Below are 20,139 nucleotides of genomic sequence, written 5' to 3' on the forward strand. Positions count from 1 at the left end.
TAGACGACGCCAAACCTGAATCGGATCAGGACTGGATCAAGCCGAGGGTGGTTTTCACAGAGGCTGCTAGCCGCCGGACTTCTTCGCTTTGAAACCGTGTTTGATCAGCTCGGCCAAGAGTAGCTCGACATGATCGCCCTGGATTTCGATGATTCCGTCTTTCAACGCCCCACCGGTTCCGCAACGTTTTTTCAACGTCGTGGCCAGGTCCTTGAGCGCCTCTTCGGCCAACGGCACACCAGTGATGGTGGTCACCGTCTTGCCGCCACGGCCCTTGCTTTCGCGACGCACGCGGGCAATGCCGTCGCCGGCCGGGATAACGGTCTGTTTGCAGATGCAGGCATCCACCGGTTTACTGCAATCCGGGCAATGACGACCTGCGTCGGTGGAAAACACCAGCCCACCAAGGGCGGCGAAGGATGCGGCTTTTTTGGCCACCGGCAATCCTCTTGGGAGGACAAAGACTGGTCGCGGCAACCCGGGAGGGAGCCATCGACCGCGAAGCCCCACTCAGGCAGGGGCAGCGCTACTGAGCCAGCCAATGCCGGTTCAGCTTGAAAAGGTCGCGCAGTGTAACGGCAAAAAGCCGACTTGCTAAGAGCCAATCGGCGCCAATTCATGCCTCTTTTGCGACGTCCGCCCCACGGGCCTGAAGATAGCGCTTCAAGGCGGCCAGAGAGTCCGGGCAATAAGGCTTTTGCTGGATTTCCAGCAGGACTTGATCAACAGGGATGAAGCGCGCTTCAAGGACTTCTTCCGGTTGCAGGATCAACGGACCATCCCACACCGCTGAAAACGCCGAACACCAGAGCCGATTACCGGTGTCTTCGAAGTAAAAGTGATCATGGGCGGTCAGTTCCACGCCGCTCACGCCCAGCTCTTCTTCCAGCTCGCGGGCAGCTGATTCGGCGTAGGTTTCGGTCGCCAGCACCATGCCCCCCGCCGCCACGTCCCAGAAACCTGGATAAATGGCTTTGCTCAGCGTGCGTCGATGCACGCAGAGTTCACCGGCGGAATTGAACAGCATGATGTAAGTGCCGCGTCCGATCAGCCCGCGTTCACGCAGGTCGGAGCGGACCAGGGCGCCGAGCAGGTTGTCCTGCTCGTCCACCCAGGCGATCTGTTCGGCATCCGAGGCCGCGCGGTGCGCGACCTCTCTGGCGCTATCGACCATGACTCAGCCCTGATTGAGCAATTGACGCAAATCGATCACTGCGGCGTTGGCCCGGGAAATGTAGTTGGCCATCACCAGCGAGTGGTTGGCCAGCACCCCGAAGCCGCTGCCATTGAGGATCATAGGACTCCAGACCGGTTCCTGCGAGGCTTCAAGTTCACGAATGATCTGGCGCACGCTGACCGTGGCGTTCTTCTTGGCCAACACATCGGCGAAGTCGACTTCGATGGCTCGCAGCAGATGGGACAAGGCCCAGGCCTGACCGCGTGCTTCATAGAACACGTTGTCGATCTGCATCCACGGGGTTTCGACGATTTCTTCGTCAACCTGCGGCACCTGACCCGGCGCGACGACTTCGGTTTTCAGCGCGGTGTTGAGCTTGACCCGGCCAACGCTGGCCGACAGCCGTTGCGACAGCGAACCCAGGCGGGTGCCGACATCGCCCAGCCAGTTGTTCAGGTTGTCGGCGCGGGCATAGAACAGCGCGTTTTTCTGCGACGGATCGGACAGGCGTGCCTGATAACGGCTCAGGGAATTCATGCCTTCCTGGTACTCGGACTCACTGGATGGCAGTACCCAGCTTTTGTTGTCGAAGTTGAAACGCGGCTCGGCCTTGGCCAGATCGGAGTCTTCGGCAGATTGCGATTGCGAGCGGGCGAAGTCTTTACGCAAGGCTCGCGTCAGGTCGCGGACCTGGACCAGCACGCCATATTCCCAGCTCGGCGTGTTATCCATCCACAGGCCCGGCGGGAAACGGTCGTTGGAAATATAGCCACCCGGTTTAGTTAGCAAAGTACCGGCGACAGTCTTGAGGGTTTCGACCGTGGTGTAGCCGATGACCATTTGCTTGCCTTCTTTCTCGGCGGCCATCTGGGCATTCTGCTGAACCGGAAACAGCGCAGGTTCCTGGCTCCAGTACCAGCCCAGCGCAATAGCCACCAGCAAGTACAAGCCAATCAGAGTGGCCAGCGCCCGACTGAACAACAGGCCACCCAGGTAACTACGGGTGGCCGATTTCGGTTCAGCGGCACGTTCAGGCGCGCTGCCCGCGCGGTTCTTCCAGTCCAGCATGGCGATATCCTTTCAATCACTTGAGTTCATCGGTTCGACCACAACCCTATCTCATCGTGCCTCGTTTGCCGCGCATTAAATCCTGCGTCAACACTACCCGCACAATAGCCACGATCGACGGCCACTATAAATGAAGCACAGCTTCGATCCTATGCGACCAGTCGGTCATTAACTGAATCAGGTCGCTTTACAGTTAATTGACGTACGACACTCATGCGATGGAAAAGAGGTGCTAGCATAGAGCCACCAGTCAACCTCAGCATGCCCCCTAACTAGTTGTCAGGATATGACCGAGCCAGAAGACCCCAGCCGTGAGCGCCTCAAGCACCACTTTGCCCAGCGGGTAATTCATCAGGCACGTCAAATTCTTGAGATATGGCAGCGCCTGCAACGCAGCGAGTGGTCCACCACCGACCTATCGGAACTGAGCGAGGCCAACCTGCGCCTGCTGCGTTTCGCCGAGCGCTTCGAACAACCTGAACACTCCCAGCTGGCACGCCACATCGGTCAGTCGCTGGAGGCTGTCGATGCCAATCGCGGACGCCTGAGCAGCGGATTGATCACTGACCTCAATCGCTTGATGCAACGCTTGTCACGCACTGGCCTGCGCCATGGCGATCAGCTGGACCAGACCTTTCTGCCACCCCTGCGCAAGCCGGTTTACGTGATGCTGCAGGATCATGACCGTGGCGAGCGCCTGGCCAAACAACTGGAATTCTTCGGACTCAGCGCGCAAGCCCTCGACAGCGTTGCGGCGTTCCGCTCTTCGATGGTCGAGCGCTTGCCCGCGGCGATCGTCATGGACGTGGACTTCAGTGGCACCGGCATCGGTCTGAAACTGGCTGCCGAAGCCCAGGAAGGCCTCGACCATCAATTGCCGCTGTTGTTCTTCAGCCTGCACGAAACCGATACCCCTACTCGTCTCGCCGCCGTGCGGGCCGGAGGCCAGGAATTCCTGACCGGCACCCTCGAAGCCTCGAGCCTGCTGGAGAAAATCGAAGTCCTGACCTGCGTCGCCCAGTACGAACCTTATAAAGTGCTGATCATCGATGACTCCCGCGCCCAGGCCTTGCACACCGAGCGCCTGCTCAACAGCGCCGGGATCGTCACGCGAACCTTGATCGAACCGATCCAGGCCATGGCCGAGCTCGCAGACTTCCAGCCAGACCTGATCATCCTCGACATGTACATGCCAGCCTGCACCGGTACTGAACTGGCCAAAGTGATCCGGCATAACGACCGTTACGTCAGCGTGCCGATCATTTACCTGTCGGCCGAAGACGATCTGGACAAACAGCTCGACGCCATGAGCGAGGGCGGCGACGACTTCCTGACCAAACCAATCAAGCCCCGGCACCTGATCACCACCGTGCGCAACCGCGCGGCACGGGCGCGCAATCTAAAAGCGCGAATGGTCCGCGACAGCCTCACCGGGCTGTACAACCACACGCACATTCTGCAATTGCTCGAAGACTGCAGCTTCCGCGCCCGCCGCGAAAACAAGCCGCTGAGCTTTGCGATGCTCGACATCGACCACTTCAAACGAGTCAACGACAGCCACGGCCACCCCATGGGCGATCGGGTGATCAAGAGCCTGGCGCTGTTTCTCAAGCAACGCTTGCGCAAGACCGATTTCATCGGCCGTTACGGCGGTGAAGAGTTCGCGATTGTCATGCCGGACACCGATCTCGAATCGGCCCACAAAGTGCTCGACGAAATCCGTCGGCGCTTTGCCGAGATTCACTACCCGGCTCAACCGCAAGACCTCTGGTGCACGTTCAGCGCTGGCGTGGTGGAACTGTGTGAACACTCCGACAGCCTGATGATGGCCAGCCAGGCCGACGAAGCGCTGTATCGCGCAAAAGACGCCGGACGCAATCGCGTGCAGGCTGCGCGAACATCAAAGCAAAGTGCCACCTTTTCATCGGAATCGACCCATTCGGTCATAACCCTGTAATACAAACGCAATAAATTCAGGCGCTTAACATTCTGCCGTTGGTAGACCCGCGATGCGCCTGAAGCTGCTGACCAATCTCAATACCCTCCTTTTAGTCGCCGTGTGCGTGGCCCTCGGCGCCACACTGTGGTGGTCGCAAAAGGCCCTGGAGCGCCCCTATCTTTTGATGGAGCGTTACCTGGGCTTGTCCCAGCAATTTCAAAATGAAGTCGCGCGCAATATCGGCGACTACCTCGCCAGCGGCGATGCCCTGCGCCTGAGCGGTGCCAGTCAGGCCATCGACGGCGTGCAAAAGGAGCTCGGCGAGTTGCCGCCGGCCTTGGCCGACACCTTGCGCCCGAGCCTGTCGAACCTCGAAGAATTCAGCAAAACCGACCTGCTGGCCGCTGGCAAACTCGCCGGCGATCCGCAAGCGCTGCTGCTGCAGGCCGAACGCGAACTCGGTGCCAGCCTCGATCAGCTCAGCCGGTACGCCAGCGCTGACGCGGCGTATCTGACGCCGTTGCTCGCCGCCGCCCAGCACTTGGGCAAGTTGTCTCTGGCCCGGGACAAACTGGTCAGCAGCGGCCGCAGCGAATTGGCCGCCGATGTCGAGCGTGAACTCGCCAACATCCGCACTCAGGCTGAATTGTTGAGTGCTTTGCCGCTGCTGGGTGTAGCCAGCAGCAGCGAATCCGGCACCGATGATTTCGCCGCGATGATGGGCCTGGAGAACACCGAAAAAACTGTTGCCGAGGATGCTGGCGTTGGCCTCAAACGCGAACTCAACAGCCTGCTGACGCGCTATCCCGCCGAACTCTCGCGCACGCGTGATCAGATCCAGAAACGCACCGATCTCAGCGCCGCCACTCACCTGAAAATCGCCGCCGTGCAGCAGGCCATTGCCGGGCTGGAGCCGGTGGTTCGCGCCCAGCACGGACAGATCCAGGGCGAAGTGCGGCTGATGCAAGGTGTGATGATCGGCTTGATCCTGCTGATTGCTTTGTTGATCGACACCTTGCAACGGAAACTGGCCCGGACGCTCACCAACCTCGCCCCGGCCCTTTCGACCTGGGCCGAGGGCGACTTCAGCCGAGACATTCAATTGGGTAAAACCAACCGTGAGTTGCACGACATCGAAGCGTCGCTCAATCGCTTGCGCGCATACCTCGTGGACCTGGTCGGGACCATTCGCCTCAACGCCGAACAGGTCGCCGGCAGTAGCCGAACCCTGGCCGAACTGAGCAATGACCTGCACAGCGGCGCCGAACATCAGGCCGGCGACACGGCACTGATCCGTGATTCTCTCGGCGAGCTGGAAGCGACCATTCAACAGGTTGCCGGCGATGCCAGCCAGGCGGCCGACGCGAGCCGCCATGCCGGGCTGGCGGTGGAGCAAGGCCAGAAAGTCATCGGCTTGAGCCTCACCGGGCTCCACGCGCTGGTCGGCGAAGTGCAAGGCAACGCGCAAATGATAGAACACCTGGCCGAGGAGTCGGCCACCATTGGCGGCGTGCTGACGGTCATCCGTTCGATTGCCGACCAGACCAACCTGCTGGCCCTGAACGCCGCCATCGAAGCCGCCCGGGCCGGGGAAATGGGCCGAGGGTTTGCGGTGGTGGCCGAAGAAGTTCGTTCACTGGCACAACGCACCGCCGGCGCCACGGCAGAGATCCAGACATTGATCGCCGGTTTGCAAACCGCGGCGCGTCAATCGGTGGAAGGCATGCGCGCTCAGGTCGAACACGCCGAAGCTACCGCCAATCAGGCCCAGGCCGCCGACGGTGCACTGGATAAAATCGTCGGCGCGATCCAGACCATTTCCGACACCGCCGTACGCATCGCCGATGTCACCGCCCAGCAGAGCGGCGCCGTCAGCGAAATCCGCGATCACAGTGAGCGGATTCACCAATTGGGTGGGGATAACTTGCTGCGCATCGGCGAGGGACGCGTGCAGGGGGAAAATTTGTTGGTGCTGGGTGGACGCTTGCATACCGCCGTCCAGGCCTTCCGGGTCTAAAGGCTGCGGGCCCGGATCCAACTGATGATCTGCACCGTCGCCGTCTAAGCGCTCGTATGAAAATTCCTATTTCGCCATGCAGTGGTTTTTAGTCGTCGTGTTGATGCTAGGGTTTAGCGCTTCTATTAATCGTGCGCGCAACAGGAGTGCCCCGTGATAGTTCCACCTTCGCCCCCAGGCGTATCTGTGGAGGAAAACATGGCAGTTGCCTTCCATAAGAAAAAAATTTTGAAAGAGGGATCCGCATTCATTTACTCCTGGTTCTATACCCAAGTCAGAAATCGCGGCCCTTGGGATTACAAAAAACTGTCTTCTGACTATGAGGCTTTTGGTAATTTCAACTACGGCGCGGCCGGGATTGCTGCGGGATTTTCCGAAAATGTCCTGTTACGCGCAGCCGGTCTTGCCCAGACACAGGCAAAAACGACAAAAGTAGAATTTGGAAGCTGGTGGAGCGAGGCTCCTTTTGGCGATGATCCAGCGGATCAGGAATGGATCAAAAAAGGAGTCAGGTATGCCCGGTTCAGGAACTACTAAAAAAACCGCATACACAATCGTCACCTCTTGTTTGCTAGCGGCATGCCTGGTTTACATCGGCTGGACTTGGCTTATGTCTTCCAGCCCCCCGGTGCTGACCGATGTCGTACTCAAACTCCCCCTGGGCGAAAATGGCTTCATCTACGGTGTCAAGGATGATCGAGGCGGAGCAACCGTGCCGTTCAGCTATCGATACTATGCCTATCGCGAACTGACATCCGACGAACAAATAGTGTCTGAACTCAAGACTGCTGGTCCGTTTCTCGTCACCCGAGACCCAGCCATAAAGGTCGATGTCCAAGGCTCGGTCATCAATGTGTCGACCAACCATGAAGTCTACGAGTATCACAGCAGCACGCTGTTTCGGCATACCGACAACACCCACTACACCCCTGTAACTATCAACCTGTGCAACCACTCCAGCGCATTGCCGTAGGAGCGAGGCAACACGCGTCGCCGTCCGCTATCATGCCCTCACTTTCGATACGCGAGATTGTCATGCGCCGTTTGCTCTGCCTGTTGTTTTTAGTGCTCGCCCTGCCGGCCTCCGCCGCCGGTTTGCTGGACAGTCGGCCCGGTTCGACGTTGGGCTCGATCAACAACAGCGCCGACTTTCTGCCGGTGCGTGAAGCGTTTCAACTGAGCCTGATAGAAAGCACACCGCAATCGATCAAACTGCGTTTCGTCGCCACCGAGGGCTACTACCTCTACCGGCACCGCTTTCAGTTTCGCGCCGACCCGGCCGATGTTGGCCTGGGCGCCGCACAACTGCCCAAGGGCGAACAGAAGCACGATGAGTATTTCGGCGATGTCGAGGTCTACCGCGGCATTCTCGACGTCGAACTGCCGCGCAGCGATCAACGCGCCTTCACCCTGGCGGTTACGTACCAGGGGTGCGCCGACAAAGGCTTGTGCTATCCACCCGAGACCGAGCGCCTGAGTATTGATGGCACAGGCGGGCCTGCGGCCTGGAGCTGGCGCGAACTGGCGCTGTTCTTCCTCGCGGGCGTAGGCCTGACGTTCACGCCGTGTGTGCTGCCGATGCTGCCGATTCTGTCCGGCGTGGTGTTACGCGGTCAGGTGGGTGGTTTGCGCGGTTTCACTCTGTCCCTCGCTTATGTGCTGCCAATGGCCGTCTGCTTCGCCCTGCTCGGGGCGTTGATGGGGATGTTCGGCGCACAGCTCAATCTTCAGGCGCGGCTGCAATCGGCGTGGGTACTGGTGCCGTTTGCGCTGTTTTTTGCGCTGTTTGCCTTGGCGATGTTTGGCGTCTTCGAACTCAAGCTGCCTCACGCTATCAGCAGTCGGCTGGATCGGATCGCCGGTCGCACCGAAGGTGGTTCGTTGTGGGGCGCTGCCGTACTGGGCGTGGTTTCCAGCCTGTTGGTGTCGCCCTGCGTCTCGGCACCGCTGGCCGGCGCGCTGCTGTACATCAGCGCCAGCGGCGATGCAGTGGGTGGTGGTCTGAAATTGTTCATGCTCGGCCTTGGCATGGGCGCACCGCTGTTGCTGGTCGCCACCGGCGGCGCCGCCTGGCTGCCGAAAAGCGGCCCTTGGCTGATCTATGTGAAAAACGCGATCGGCGTTCTGTTGCTGGGGCTGGCGATCGGCCTGCTCAGTCGAATACTGCCGGGCCAGATCACGTTGCTGCTGATCGGCTTGCTGGCCGGCGGCGTCGGGTTATTTATGGGGGCGCTGGAATTCGTCTACAAACCGCCGAGAAAACGCCTGGGCCAGTTGCTGGGGATGTTCCTGCTGTTTTATGCGCTGGCGTGTTGGTACGGAGCGTTCAGCGGCCAGACCGATCCACTCAATCCGATTAGCCAGCCGCGCACGGTTGCCGGCAATGAGCAGCCGCAAAACACCAGCACCTGGCAAACCGTCAGCACTCCGGCCGACCTGGACCGCGCCCTCGCCGAAGCCAAATCGTCGGGCACCCCGCTGCTGCTCGACTGGTACGCCGACTGGTGCATCAGTTGCAAAGTCATCGAACATAAAGTGCTCAACGACGCCAGGGTCGTCGCGCTTCTCAAAGGCTATCGACTGATCCGCTTCGACATTACCGCGAGCAATGCGGAGCAACGCGCCCTGCTTGACCGCTACAAACTGTTCGGCCCGCCAGCGCTGATGTTTTTCGGCAAGGACGGCGTCGAACAGACCGATGTGCGAGTGATCGGCGAGATCAGCGCCACCGACTTCGCCGAACGTGTTGCGAAAGCAAATGACCGGATTTAATGAGCCGGTCACATATTTCGCGCAAACATCGGCCATCGTGCTGGCTATTGCATAGAACTGGACAGTCACAAAGGCTTTGCGGCATAGTCGCCGGGTTCTGACACTTGCACACAGATAACAAGGAACAGCAGATGGCGACGCTACTGGTTCTGCACGGACCCAACCTGAACATGCTCGGCACCCGTGAACCGGGCACCTATGGCGCTACGACACTGGCGCAGATCAACCAGGACCTGGAACGCCGTGCCCGTGAAGCCGGCCACCATTTGCTGCACCTGCAAAGCAACGCCGAGTACGAATTGATCGACCGCATCCACGCTGCCAGCAGCGAAGGTGTGGACTTCATTCTGATCAACCCAGCAGCTTTTACACACACAAGTGTCGCATTACGTGACGCGCTGCTGGCGGTGAGCATCCCATTCATCGAAGTGCATTTGTCTAACGTGCACAAACGCGAACCTTTCCGCCATCACTCTTACTTCTCCGACGTAGCGGTGGGAGTGATCTGCGGCCTTGGCGCCAGCGGTTATCGACTGGCCCTGGAGGCCGCATTAGAGCTGCTTGAAAGACAGGCAACGGCTTGAACAACAAGCGTAACGCCCCTGACCGACCCTTGGGAGTTGATGATTCATGGATATCCGTAAAGTTAAGAAACTGATCGAACTGCTGGAAGAGTCCGGCATCGACGAGCTCGAGATCAAGGAAGGCGAAGAGTCCGTACGCATCAGCCGTCACAGCAAGACCCCGGCTCAGCAGTACTACGCACCGGCTCCAATGCATGCTCCGGCGCCTGCGCCTGTTGCTGCTGCCCCGGTTGCCGCCGCCGCACCTGCTGCTCCGGCCGCGCCAGTTCTGAACGGCAACGTTGCCCGTTCGCCTATGGTCGGTACCTTCTATCGCAAATCTTCGCCATCCTCGCCGTCCTTCGTTGAAGTCGGCCAGACCGTGAAGAAAGGCGACACCCTGTGCATCGTCGAAGCCATGAAGATGATGAACCACATCGAAGCTGAATCCAGCGGTGTGATCGAATCTATCCTCGTCGAAGACGGCCAGCCGGTTGAGTACGACCAACCGCTGTTCACCATCGTTTGAACCGCGGAGAGACTTTGATGACTGCGAAGTTGGAAAAAGTTCTGATCGCCAACCGCGGTGAGATCGCCCTGCGGATTCTGCGTGCCTGCAAAGAGATGGGCATCAAGACTGTCGCCGTTTACTCCAAGGCTGACAAAGAGCTGATGCACCTGGGCCTGGCAGACGAATCCGTTTGCATCGGCCCGGCCTCGGCCGCGCACTCTTATCTGCACATCCCGGCAATCATTGCCGCGGCTGAAGTGACTGGCGCTACCGCCATTCACCCTGGCTACGGCTTCCTTGCGGAAAACGCTGATTTCGCTGAACAGGTCGAGAACTCCGGCTTCGCCTTCATTGGCCCGAAAGCCGACACCATTCGCCTGATGGGCGACAAGGTATCGGCCAAGCACGCCATGATCGCGGCTGGCGTTCCAACCGTTCCGGGTTCCGACGGCCCGTTGCCGGAAGACGAAGAAACGGCTCTGCGCATCGGTCGTGAAGTCGGTTACCCGGTGATCATCAAAGCCGCTGGCGGCGGCGGTGGTCGCGGCATGCGCGTTGTGCATAAAGAAGAAGACCTGATCTCCTCGGCGAAACTGACCCGCTCCGAAGCTGGCGCGGCGTTCGGCAACCCGATGGTCTATCTGGAAAAATTCCTGACCAACCCACGTCACGTGGAAGTCCAGGTACTTTCCGACGGCCAGGGCCACGCCATCCATCTGGGTGACCGCGATTGCTCGCTGCAACGTCGTCACCAGAAGGTCCTCGAAGAAGCGCCGGCACCGGGCATCGACGAGAAGGCTCGGGCTGAAGTCCTCGCACGCTGCGTCAAGGCTTGCATCGACATCAACTACCGTGGCGCGGGTACTTTCGAGTTCCTGTACGAGAACGGCGCGTTCTATTTCATCGAAATGAACACCCGCGTTCAGGTTGAGCACCCGGTTTCGGAAATGGTAACCGGCATCGACATCGTCAAGGAGATGCTCAGCATCGCCGCTGGCAACAAGCTGTCGTACACCCAGGAAGACGTGGTTATCCGCGGTCATGCACTGGAATGCCGAATCAACGCCGAAGACCCGAAAACCTTCATGCCGAGCCCAGGCACGGTCAAGCATTTCCACGCACCAGGCGGCAACGGCGTTCGCGTCGATTCGCACCTGTACAGTGGTTATGCCGTTCCGCCGAACTACGATTCGTTGATCGGCAAGCTGATCACCTACGGCGCAACCCGTGACGAAGCCCTGGCGCGCATGCGCAATGCGCTGGACGAAATCGTTGTCGACGGGATCAAGACCAACATCCCGCTGCACCGCGACCTGGTCCGCGATGAAGGCTTCTGCAAAGGTGGAATCAACATCCACTACCTGGAACACAAGCTGGCTGGCGACAAGCATTAAGCTGTGATCCATACCAATAAAGCCGCCTTCGGGCGGCTTTGTTGTTTCTGAAGGTTTCATCCGTCCTTGCGCGGCTAATCTGACAGGCACTGGCCCGTCCTGGCTGGCTATAATCGCCCTCTTATCAGCGCAACGCCGACGAACCAGAGCCAGCCCATGCCTGAAAAACTGCCCATCAATCTCAACGATCTCCTGCGCCAGCGGACAGTCGAGGGTGAGCGAATCGAATACAAATCGGGTTGGAATCCTGATCCGATCATTCGCACGCTCTGCGCTTTCGCCAACGACTTCGAAAACCTGGGCGGTGGTTACGTTGTGATTGGGCAGGATTGCGATGCCAATGGTCAGCCGATCTTTCCTCCACTGGGACTTTCCGATCAATTACTCGACAAGATCCAGCTCGAACTGCTAGCGGCTTGCCAATCAATTCAGCCTGCTTACTTTCCAGTGTTGAGTATGGAAGAGGTCGAAGGTCGCAAGTTGATCGTGCTATGGGCGCCCGGCGGGCAAAATCGTCCCTATAAAGCTCCGGCCGCAGTGACAGCCAAACACAGAAGCTTGCACTACTACATCCGTCGCTACAGCAGCACGGTGGAAGCCAAGGGCGAAACCGAACAAGAACTCTTGAGCCTTACTGCCAAGGTGCCTTTCGATGATCGCTTCAATTTGGGCGCTCGTGTCAGCGATCTATCCAAACCTCTAATGCAAAGCTTCCTGCAAGAAGTGGGCAGTGCCCTGGCCGAGGATGCAGCGGTTCTGTCTACCGAAGCGCTAGGGCGACAAATGAACGTCGTGGGCGGCCCGACCGAGTCGCCATGGCCCAAAAATGCAGGACTGATGTTCTTTAGCCCAGCCCCAGAGCGATTCTTCCCCGGCACACAGATTGATGTGCTGTGGTTTCCGGAGGGCGCTGGCGGTGATCGCTTTGACGAAAAGATTTTCAAGGGGCCACTGGCAACCATAACCCGCGAATCACTGGCTTATATCCAGCGCAATTACCTGCATGAAACAGTGATCAAGCATGCTGGCCGCGCCGAAGCTACACGGATCTGGAATTTCCCCTTCGCAGCAATTGAAGAGGCACTGGTCAATGCCGTTTATCACCGGTCCTATGAAGAACGCGAACCGATTGAGGTCCGCATCAGCCAGGAGGAATTGGTGATTCTGAGCTTCCCGGGGCCAGACCGCTCGATTCGAATGGAGGACCTGCGAATAGGCCGCGCCGTGAGCCGCCGCTACCGTAACCGGCGAATTGGTGAGTTCCTGAAAGAACTGAGTCTGACCGAAGGCCGCTCGACTGGCATCCCAAAAATCCTCAAGGTCATGGCGGTCAATGGCTCACCTGCGCCATTATTTGAAACCGACGATGATCGAATTTCGTATGTCATACGGCTTCCAGCGCACCCTCAGTCACAGAGAGCAGAAGCAACAACCATGGAAGTCAACATGGAAGTCAACATGGAAGTCGCTTCGGTGCTGAGGGCCATTGAAGGAAACATGAGCAGGCTGGAACTTCAGACCAGTATGGGCCTGAAAAACGCCGACCACTTCCGCAAGGCTTACATACTGCCGGCCATGGCCGCCGGGGTGCTTGAAATGACGCTGCCTGAACGCCCCAACAGCCGACTGCAACGCTATCGCCTGACAAACAAAGGCCTGCAATGGCTCACAGCCAATAATGCAGGGCATCAGCATTAATATGTGATCCAGACTAACAAAGCCGCTTCCGAGCGGCTTTGTTGTTTCTGAAGGCTTCATAATGTGCACGCGAGCAAGGCCGCCCCCACAAAACCTCCGCGCTCGCGTAAACTTGCGCGCTTCTCGCAGCCCGCTAGGCTGCAATCAATATTTTTCAAAGGTGCCCGCCATGCCTTGGCTGCAAGTCCGTCTCGCCATCAGCCCAGAACAAGCCGAAACCTACGAAGACGCTTTCCTTGAAGTGGGCGCCGTATCGGTGACCTTCATGGACGCTGAAGATCAGCCGATTTTCGAACCGGAACTCAATACCACCCCGCTGTGGTCGCACACGCACCTGCTGGCCCTGTTCGAAGGTGGCACCGAAGCCGCCACCGTACTGGCCCACCTTGAGTTGCTGACCGGCAGCCCGTTGCCCGAGCATCACAGCGAAGTCATCGAAGACCAGGACTGGGAACGCAGCTGGATGGACGGTTTCCAGCCGATGCGCTTTGGCCAGCGCCTGTGGATCGTTCCAAGCTGGCACGCCGCGCCAGAGCCTGACGCGGTAAATCTGCTGCTGGATCCGGGCCTGGCGTTCGGCACCGGAACCCACCCGACCACCGCACTGTGCCTGGAATGGCTCGACGGCCAGGACCTGAAAGACTGCAATGTTCTGGACTTCGGCTGCGGCTCCGGGATTCTGGCGATTGCCGCCCTGCTGCTGGGCGCCAAGGAAGCCGTCGGTACCGATATCGACGTGCAAGCCCTGGAGGCCTCCCGCGATAACGCCGGACGCAACAACATTGCCGAAACACTCTTCCCACTGTATCTGCCGCAAGATTTGCCGCAGGTTCAGGCCGATGTGCTGGTGGCCAACATTCTTGCCGGCCCGCTGGTTTCCCTGGCGCCGCAGTTGTCCAGCCTGGTCAAGCCTGGCGGTCGTCTGGCACTGTCGGGGATCCTTGCCGAGCAAGGTGAAGAAGTCGCCAAGGCTTACGCCGAGGACTTCGACCTGGACCCGATCGCCAATCGCGATGGCTGGGTGCGCATCACTGGCCGTCGGCGCTAGAATGAACGCCTGCATAAACCGGATTGCCGCATGACCGACAGCTTCGTCACCCAGTGCCCGCATTGTCAAACCAGCTTCCGCGTCAGCCATGCTCAGTTGAGCGTGGCCCGTGGAGTGGTTCGTTGCGGCTCGTGCTTGCAGGTGTTCAACGCCGCCAAGCAGCTGCTTGAACAACGGACCGGCAAGGACGCGATCACGCCGGCTGCCCCGGCCATCGTCGAACCGCCGGAGCCGCGTGCCATCAGCCAAAAGCAATGGTCGGCGGCCGAGCTGGATCTGGACAGCCTGGACCTGGACGAAGAGCTCGCACGCCTTGAACAACGGGAAATCCAGCCGACCACCGAATTCGGCCGACAGCGCGAAGACAACCTGAGTGCCAGCCGGGACACCGTCGAGCACGAAGAAAAACCGTGGCCCGACAGCCTGTTCAGCGAATCGGCCGCCGATCGTGCGCAGACCACTGAAACCGACTTGCCAGAGCTGGAACTCGATCCGGGCAAATACTCGCGCACCGAACCTTCGCTGTCCCTGGAACCGGTAGAGCTGGACGATGAACATGTGCCGCCACAGCTGCGCCTGCACGATCCACTCGATGTGCCACTGCATCACGAACGCCTGTCGGCGACCGACCACATCAACGACGACCTGCCCTCGATCGAGCCTGCGCGCAAAAAACGTGGGCCGGCTGCCCGCGCCGAAGCCCTGCAAGACCTGACCGATGACCCACTGCAACTGGACTGGCAAAAGCGCCGCTCGCCCTGGGGTCGACGCTTTTTCTGGCTGCTGCTGATTCTGCTCGGCGTCGCCGGCCTCGCCGGTCAATACGTCGCCTACCACTTTGACGAGCTGGCACGCCAGGACCAATACCGTCCGTGGTTCCAGCAACTGTGCCCGCACATCGGCTGCACCGTGCCTTCCAAAGTCGACATCGCCAAAATCAAAAGCAGCAACCTGGTGGTCCGCAGTCACCCGGACTTCAAGGGTGCGCTGGTAGTCGACGCGATCATCTACAATCGCGCGCCCTTCTCCCAGCCTTTCCCACTGCTGGAGCTGCGTTTTGCCGACCTCAACGGCCACCTGATCGCCAGCCGGCGCTTCAAGCCCGGCGAGTACCTCAACGGTGATCTCGAAGGGATGGCGGAAATGCCCCCGCAAACGCCGATCCACATCGCGCTGGATATCCTCGATCCAGGCTCAAAAGCGGTGAATTACAGCCTGAGCTTCCATTCGCCCGAGTGAAACGGTTCAGTGTTACGGCATTGACGGCCAGTTTGCGACTCTGACCGCTCATATCAAACCGCTGGCGATAACAGAATAGCTGTTCAGAATTTGTTCAATTCAGCCTTTATCCAGTCATCGAGAGCGGGTATCATGCCAACCCTTTTTCGAACTCTCATGATCCGACCCCACAACAGGGAAGTCCTATGTCGGCGGTACGCATCGGTCCTTACACATTGCATAACGGCTTGATTCTCGCCCCGATGGCGGGGGTCACAGACCAACCCTTTCGTCAGCTGTGCAAGCGACTGGGCGCAGGACTTGTAGTCTCGGAAATGGTCACCAGCGACATGAGCTTGTGGAACACCCGCAAATCGCGGATGCGCATGATTCACGAAGGTGATCCCGAGCCCCGCTCGGTACAGATCGCCGGTGGTGATGCACAGATGCTGGCGGATGCGGCCCGGGCCAACGTAGAGCTTGGCGCACAGATTATTGATATCAACATGGGCTGTCCGGCGAAAAAGGTCTGCAACAAGGCCGCCGGGTCCGCGCTGTTGAAGGATGAAGCACTGGTGACCGAGATCCTGCAGGCCGTAGTGGCCGCGGTTGATGTGCCGGTCACCCTGAAGATCCGCACCGGCTGGGACCGGGACAACAAGAACGGCCTGACCGTGGCGAAGATCGCCGAGCAGGCAGGCATTACGGCGTTGGCGGTTCATGGCCGCACCCGTGCCGATCTTTACACCGGCGAAGCCGAGTACGACACCATCGCCGCGATCAAGCAGGCCGTGTCGATTCCGGTGTTTGCCAATGGCGATATCGATTCGCCCGAGAAGGCCCGGTACGTGCTCGATGCGACCGGTGCCGATGGCCTGCTGGTAGGCCGGGCTGCCCAGGGGCGGCCGTGGATTTTTCGTGAGATCGATCATTTTCTGCGTACCGGGGAGAAACTCCCGGCACTGGAGCTGATCGAGGTGGAACGCATTCTGCTTGAGCATCTGGCCGCGCTGCACGTCTTCTATGGAGACGTCATGGGCGTACGCATTGCTCGAAAGCATGTGGGCTGGTATCTCGCAACCTTGCCGGGCGCCAGGGAGTTTCGCGCCCACTTCAATCGTTTGGAAGATACGGAAGCACAGTGCGCCAACGTTCAGGGCTTCTTCGCCGAACGTTACAAGAGCCTGACAGGGGACGGAGACGAGGTGGCCGCATGACGATGATGACCGAGACTTTAGTGAGTGGAACAACACCCGTGAGCGACAACGTGAATTTGAAACAGCACCTCAATACGCCGAGCGAAGAAGGTCAGACCCTTCGCGGGAGTGTCGAGAAGGCGCTGCACAATTATTTCGCCCACCTTGAGGGCGCTGCCGTCACGGATGTGTACAACCTGGTGCTTTCCGAAGTCGAGGCTCCCCTGCTCGAGTGCGTGATGAACTACGTCAAGGGCAACCAGACCAAGGCCAGTGAGCTGCTCGGACTGAACCGAGGCACGCTGCGCAAGAAACTCAAGCAGTACGATTTGCTGTAAGCATTCAATCAAACCAGAAAGGCGCCCGCGTAAAAACGGTCGCCTTTTTTGCTGACTTCCCTTGCTTTTGATGGAAATTGAAATGACCGACCAGACTACCCGCCTGCCGATCCGCCGCGCCTTGATCAGCGTTTCCGACAAGACCGGGATCCTCGAATTCGCCAAAGAGCTCGAAGCCCTGGGCGTCGAGATCCTCTCCACCGGCGGAACGTTCAAGCTGCTGCGCGACAACGGTGTTGCCGCAGTGGAAGTCGCGGATTACACCGGTTTCGCAGAAATGATGGACGGTCGGGTAAAAACCTTGCACCCGAAAATCCACGGCGGGATCCTCGGTCGTCGCGGGATCGACGACGCCATCATGAACGAACACGGCATCAAGCCGATCGATCTGGTAGCGGTCAACCTGTACCCGTTCGAAGCCACCATCAACAAACCAGGCTGCGACCTGCCGACCGCAATCGAGAACATCGACATCGGCGGCCCGACCATGGTCCGTTCGGCTGCCAAAAACCACAAAGACGTGGCCATCGTGGTGAATGCCAGCGACTACGCCAATGTCCTGGAAAGCCTCAAGGCCGGCGGCCTGACCTACGCTCAGCGTTTCGACCTGATGCTCAAGGCCTTCGAACACACTGCCGCCTACGACGGCATGATCGCCAACTACATGGGCACCGTGAACCAGGCTGCTGAAACGCTCTCGACCTCCGGTCGCAGCGAGTTCCCACGCACCTTCAACAGCCAGTTCGTCAAGGCCCAGGAAATGCGCTACGGCGAGAACCCGCACCAGAGCGCGGCGTTCTACGTTGAAGCCAAACCGGCCGAAGTCGGTATTGCCACCGCCACCCAACTGCAAGGCAAAGAGCTGTCGTACAACAACGTGGCCGACACCGATGCCGCGCTGGAATGCGTGAAGAGCTTCGTCAAACCGGCCTGCGTGATCGTCAAGCACGCCAACCCGTGCGGCGTGGCCGTGAGCCCGGATGCGGAAGGCGGTATCCGCCAGGCTTACGAACTGGCCTACGCCACCGACACCGAATCGGCGTTCGGCGGCATCATCGCCTTCAACCGCGAACTGGATGCTGAAACCGCCAAGGCCATCGTCGAGCGTCAGTTCGTCGAAGTGATCATTGCCCCGTCCGTCAGTGAAGAAGCTCGCGCCATCGTGGCGGCCAAAGCCAACGTGCGCCTGCTGGCCTGCGGCGAGTGGTCGGCTGATCGCGCGGCTGCTTGGGACTACAAACGCGTCAACGGTGGCCTGCTGGTACAGAGCCGCGACATCGGCATGATCGGGGCCGACGACCTGAAAGTCGTGACCAAACGCGCCCCGACCGAGCAAGAGATCCATGACCTGATCTTCGCCTGGAAAGTCGCCAAATACGTTAAGTCCAACGCCATCGTCTACGCCAAGAATCGCCAGACCATCGGTGTCGGCGCTGGCCAGATGAGCCGCGTGAACTCCGCGCGGATTGCTGCGATCAAGGCTGAACACGCTGGTTTGCAGGTGGCAGGTTCGGTGATGGCCTCCGACGCGTTCTTCCCATTCCGCGACGGCCTGGACAACGCAGCCAAGGTCGGTATCACAGCGGTGATCCAGCCGGGCGGCTCGATGCGTGATGCGGAAGTGATTGCCGCTGCTGATGAAGCCGGCATCGCCATGGTCTTCACCGGCATGCGCCACTTCCGTCACTAACTACACGATCAACTGTGGGAGCTGGCCTGCCAGCGATAGCATCCCCTCGGTTTAGCTGATAAACCGAGTTGTCTGCATCGCCGGCAGGCCAGCTCCCACAGAAAAGCGCCTCCGCGGCGCTCAACAGAATTAGCGTCATCCGAGGTTTTTGAAATGAATGTTTTGATCATTGGCAGCGGTGGCCGTGAACACGCCCTGGCCTGGAAAGTAGCTCAGGATCCGCGCGTGCAGAAGGTTTTTGTTGCCCCGGGCAACGCCGGCACCGCCATTGAAGCCAAGTGCGAGAACGTCGCAATCGACGTGCTGGCCCTTGAACAGCTTGCAGACTTCGCCGAGAAAAACGTTTCCCTGACCATCGTCGGTCCGGAAGTGCCGCTGGTCGCTGGTGTCGTCGATCTGTTCCGCGCCCGCGGCCTGGATTGCTTCGGTCCAACCGCTGGTGCTGCCCAGCTGGAAGGTTCGAAAGCCTTCACCAAGGATTTCCTGGCGCGCCACAAGATTCCGACCGCCGACTACCAGAACTTCACCGAGATCGAGCCTGCCCTGGCTTATCTGCGTGAAAAAGGCGCACCGATCGTGATCAAGGCCGATGGCCTGGCCGCCGGTAAAGGCGTGATCGTTGCCATGACGCTGACCGAAGCCGAAGACGCCGTACGCGACATGCTCGCGGGCAACGCATTCGGCGATGCCGGTTCGCGCGTGGTGATCGAAGAGTTCCTGGACGGCGAAGAAGCCAGCTTCATTGTCATGGTCGACGGCAAGAACGTATTGCCGATGGCCACCAGCCAGGACCACAAACGCGTCGGCGACGGTGACACAGGTCCGAACACTGGCGGCATGGGTGCCTACTCCCCCGCCCCGGTCGTGACCGCTGACGTGCACCAGCGCGTCATGGACCTGGTGATCTGGCCGACCGTGCGCGGCATGGCCGAGGAAGGCAATGTTTACACGGGCTTCCTCTACGCCGGTCTGATGATCGACAAGGCTGGTAACCCAAAAGTCATCGAATTCAACTGCCGTTTCGGCGACCCTGAGACCCAACCGGTGATGCTGCGTTTGCAGTCGAGCCTGGTGTTGCTGGTCGAAGCGGCGCTGGCACAAGCCCTGGACAAGGTCGAAGCACAATGGGATCCACGTCCGAGCGTCGGTATTGTATTGGCCGCTGGCGGTTACCCGGGTGACTACGCCAAAGGCGTTGCCATCAACGGCCTGGATGCAGCCGCGACACTGGAAGGCAAAGTCTTCCATGCCGGTACTGCGCTCAAGGACGGTCAAGTAGTGACCGCCGGTGGTCGGGTGCTATGCGCAACCGCCATGGGCACCAGCGTCGATGCAGCCCAGCAGCAGGCTTACAAACTGGCGGCTAAAATCGACTGGGAAGGCTGCTTCTACCGTAAGGACATTGGCTATCGCGCCATTGCCCGCGAGCGTGGCGAGAGTCAGGAATAAGCCATCCATCCGGCCAGGCAAGGGCTTGCGGCCCTTGCCTGACTATTCCGGCGCCGCGCAT

Annotated in this window: 17 protein-coding genes and 1 pseudogene; 15 read left to right on the plus strand and 3 right to left on the minus strand. The window is 59.5% G+C overall.

Translation table 11 applies throughout. The features are described from left to right. Nucleotides 1-66: 66 nt before the first annotated feature. From PFAS1_RS07985 to PFAS1_RS07995, 3 genes are all read right to left on the minus strand, one after another. Nucleotides 67-438 (minus strand): translation initiation factor Sui1, encoded by a 372-nt coding sequence (locus PFAS1_RS07985; RefSeq protein ID WP_074873454.1) that lies wholly within the window; start codon nucleotides 436-438, stop codon nucleotides 67-69. Nucleotides 439-616: 178 nt separating this feature from the next. Continuing rightward, the gene (locus tag PFAS1_RS07990) at nucleotides 617-1,174 is read right to left on the minus strand and encodes an NUDIX hydrolase (RefSeq protein WP_074873452.1); all 558 of its coding nucleotides are present in this window, start codon (nucleotides 1,172-1,174) and stop codon (nucleotides 617-619) included. 3 nt (nucleotides 1,175-1,177) lie between these two features. Further along, nucleotides 1,178-2,245, minus strand: coding sequence for a DUF2333 family protein (locus PFAS1_RS07995; RefSeq protein WP_074873450.1), 1,068 nt, complete (start codon nucleotides 2,243-2,245; stop codon nucleotides 1,178-1,180). 286 nt (nucleotides 2,246-2,531) lie between these two features. On the opposite strand from PFAS1_RS07995, the gene gcbA reads away from it, so the two are divergent. The 15 genes and pseudogenes from gcbA to purD all read left to right on the plus strand — a co-directional run bounded on the left by gcbA (nucleotide 2,532) and on the right by purD (nucleotide 20,078). Then, a complete protein-coding gene (gcbA, locus tag PFAS1_RS08000) occupies nucleotides 2,532-4,202 on the plus strand; it encodes a diguanylate cyclase GcbA (RefSeq protein ID WP_076028787.1) in 1,671 nt (556 codons plus the stop codon). A 1,492-nt stretch (nucleotides 4,203-5,694) separates the two neighbouring features. Next, nucleotides 5,695-6,201, plus strand: a pseudogene (locus PFAS1_RS30360) (methyl-accepting chemotaxis protein); the annotation flags it as partial. A 198-nt stretch (nucleotides 6,202-6,399) separates the two neighbouring features. Continuing rightward, entirely contained in the window at nucleotides 6,400-6,738 is a 339-nt protein-coding gene (locus PFAS1_RS08010) for a polymorphic toxin type 44 domain-containing protein (RefSeq protein ID WP_076028789.1), read from the plus strand. A 73-nt stretch (nucleotides 6,739-6,811) separates the two neighbouring features. After that, nucleotides 6,812-7,174, plus strand: coding sequence for a hypothetical protein (locus PFAS1_RS08015; protein ID WP_232252215.1), 363 nt, complete (start codon nucleotides 6,812-6,814; stop codon nucleotides 7,172-7,174). Nucleotides 7,175-7,236: 62 nt separating this feature from the next. Beyond that, a complete protein-coding gene (locus PFAS1_RS08020; RefSeq protein WP_076028791.1) occupies nucleotides 7,237-8,973 on the plus strand; it encodes a protein-disulfide reductase DsbD in 1,737 nt (578 codons plus the stop codon). 131 nt (nucleotides 8,974-9,104) lie between these two features. Continuing rightward, nucleotides 9,105-9,557: a type II 3-dehydroquinate dehydratase gene (gene aroQ / locus PFAS1_RS08025; protein ID WP_076028792.1), complete on the plus strand. Its 453-nt coding sequence runs from the start codon at nucleotides 9,105-9,107 to the stop codon at nucleotides 9,555-9,557. Nucleotides 9,558-9,603: 46 nt separating this feature from the next. Beyond that, complete coding sequence (accB, locus tag PFAS1_RS08030) at nucleotides 9,604-10,065, plus strand: acetyl-CoA carboxylase biotin carboxyl carrier protein (protein ID WP_008153753.1); 462 nt, start codon at nucleotides 9,604-9,606, stop codon at nucleotides 10,063-10,065. 17 nt (nucleotides 10,066-10,082) lie between these two features. Next, nucleotides 10,083-11,441: an acetyl-CoA carboxylase biotin carboxylase subunit gene (accC, locus tag PFAS1_RS08035; RefSeq protein WP_017336341.1), complete on the plus strand. Its 1,359-nt coding sequence runs from the start codon at nucleotides 10,083-10,085 to the stop codon at nucleotides 11,439-11,441. Between the two features lie 156 nt (nucleotides 11,442-11,597). Further along, complete coding sequence (locus PFAS1_RS08040; protein ID WP_076028793.1) at nucleotides 11,598-13,139, plus strand: Fic family protein; 1,542 nt, start codon at nucleotides 11,598-11,600, stop codon at nucleotides 13,137-13,139. A 169-nt stretch (nucleotides 13,140-13,308) separates the two neighbouring features. After that, entirely contained in the window at nucleotides 13,309-14,187 is an 879-nt protein-coding gene (prmA, locus tag PFAS1_RS08045) for a 50S ribosomal protein L11 methyltransferase (RefSeq protein WP_076028794.1), read from the plus strand. A 30-nt stretch (nucleotides 14,188-14,217) separates the two neighbouring features. After that, nucleotides 14,218-15,426, plus strand: coding sequence for a DUF3426 domain-containing protein (locus tag PFAS1_RS08050; protein ID WP_076028795.1), 1,209 nt, complete (start codon nucleotides 14,218-14,220; stop codon nucleotides 15,424-15,426). Between the two features lie 185 nt (nucleotides 15,427-15,611). Beyond that, the gene (dusB, locus tag PFAS1_RS08055; protein ID WP_008153758.1) at nucleotides 15,612-16,622 is read left to right on the plus strand and encodes a tRNA dihydrouridine synthase DusB; all 1,011 of its coding nucleotides are present in this window, start codon (nucleotides 15,612-15,614) and stop codon (nucleotides 16,620-16,622) included. Then, a complete protein-coding gene (gene fis / locus PFAS1_RS08060) occupies nucleotides 16,619-16,939 on the plus strand; it encodes a DNA-binding transcriptional regulator Fis (RefSeq protein WP_007907419.1) in 321 nt (106 codons plus the stop codon). The genes dusB and fis overlap by 4 nt, the downstream gene beginning before the upstream one ends. An 82-nt stretch (nucleotides 16,940-17,021) precedes the next feature. After that, entirely contained in the window at nucleotides 17,022-18,629 is a 1,608-nt protein-coding gene (gene purH, locus PFAS1_RS08065) for a bifunctional phosphoribosylaminoimidazolecarboxamide formyltransferase/IMP cyclohydrolase (RefSeq protein WP_076028796.1), read from the plus strand. 153 nt (nucleotides 18,630-18,782) lie between these two features. Then, entirely contained in the window at nucleotides 18,783-20,078 is a 1,296-nt protein-coding gene (gene purD, locus PFAS1_RS08070) for a phosphoribosylamine--glycine ligase (protein WP_076028797.1), read from the plus strand. Nucleotides 20,079-20,139: the final 61 nt, after the last annotated feature.

This window comes from Pseudomonas frederiksbergensis (genome assembly GCF_001952935.1).
Classification (GTDB): domain Bacteria; phylum Pseudomonadota; class Gammaproteobacteria; order Pseudomonadales; family Pseudomonadaceae; genus Aquipseudomonas; species Aquipseudomonas frederiksbergensis.

Excerpts from the sequence above, each read along its gene's own strand:
- PFAS1_RS07990 (WP_074873452.1), bottom strand. The coding sequence starts at position 1,174 with ATGGTCGATAGCGCCAGAGAGGTCGCGCACCGCGCGGCCTCGGATGCC.
- PFAS1_RS07995 (WP_074873450.1), bottom strand. The coding sequence starts at position 2,245 with ATGCTGGACTGGAAGAACCGCGCGGGCAGCGCGCCTGAACGTGCCGCT.
- gcbA (WP_076028787.1), top strand. The coding sequence starts at position 2,532 with ATGACCGAGCCAGAAGACCCCAGCCGTGAGCGCCTCAAGCACCACTTT.
- PFAS1_RS08010 (WP_076028789.1), top strand. The coding sequence starts at position 6,400 with ATGGCAGTTGCCTTCCATAAGAAAAAAATTTTGAAAGAGGGATCCGCA.
- PFAS1_RS08015 (WP_232252215.1), top strand. The coding sequence starts at position 6,812 with ATGTCTTCCAGCCCCCCGGTGCTGACCGATGTCGTACTCAAACTCCCC.
- PFAS1_RS08020 (WP_076028791.1), top strand. The coding sequence starts at position 7,237 with ATGCGCCGTTTGCTCTGCCTGTTGTTTTTAGTGCTCGCCCTGCCGGCC.
- aroQ (WP_076028792.1), top strand. The coding sequence starts at position 9,105 with ATGGCGACGCTACTGGTTCTGCACGGACCCAACCTGAACATGCTCGGC.
- accB (WP_008153753.1), top strand. The coding sequence starts at position 9,604 with ATGGATATCCGTAAAGTTAAGAAACTGATCGAACTGCTGGAAGAGTCC.
- accC (WP_017336341.1), top strand. The coding sequence starts at position 10,083 with ATGACTGCGAAGTTGGAAAAAGTTCTGATCGCCAACCGCGGTGAGATC.
- PFAS1_RS08040 (WP_076028793.1), top strand. The coding sequence starts at position 11,598 with ATGCCTGAAAAACTGCCCATCAATCTCAACGATCTCCTGCGCCAGCGG.
- prmA (WP_076028794.1), top strand. The coding sequence starts at position 13,309 with ATGCCTTGGCTGCAAGTCCGTCTCGCCATCAGCCCAGAACAAGCCGAA.
- PFAS1_RS08050 (WP_076028795.1), top strand. The coding sequence starts at position 14,218 with ATGACCGACAGCTTCGTCACCCAGTGCCCGCATTGTCAAACCAGCTTC.
- dusB (WP_008153758.1), top strand. The coding sequence starts at position 15,612 with ATGTCGGCGGTACGCATCGGTCCTTACACATTGCATAACGGCTTGATT.
- fis (WP_007907419.1), top strand. The coding sequence starts at position 16,619 with ATGACGATGATGACCGAGACTTTAGTGAGTGGAACAACACCCGTGAGC.
- purH (WP_076028796.1), top strand. The coding sequence starts at position 17,022 with ATGACCGACCAGACTACCCGCCTGCCGATCCGCCGCGCCTTGATCAGC.
- purD (WP_076028797.1), top strand. The coding sequence starts at position 18,783 with ATGAATGTTTTGATCATTGGCAGCGGTGGCCGTGAACACGCCCTGGCC.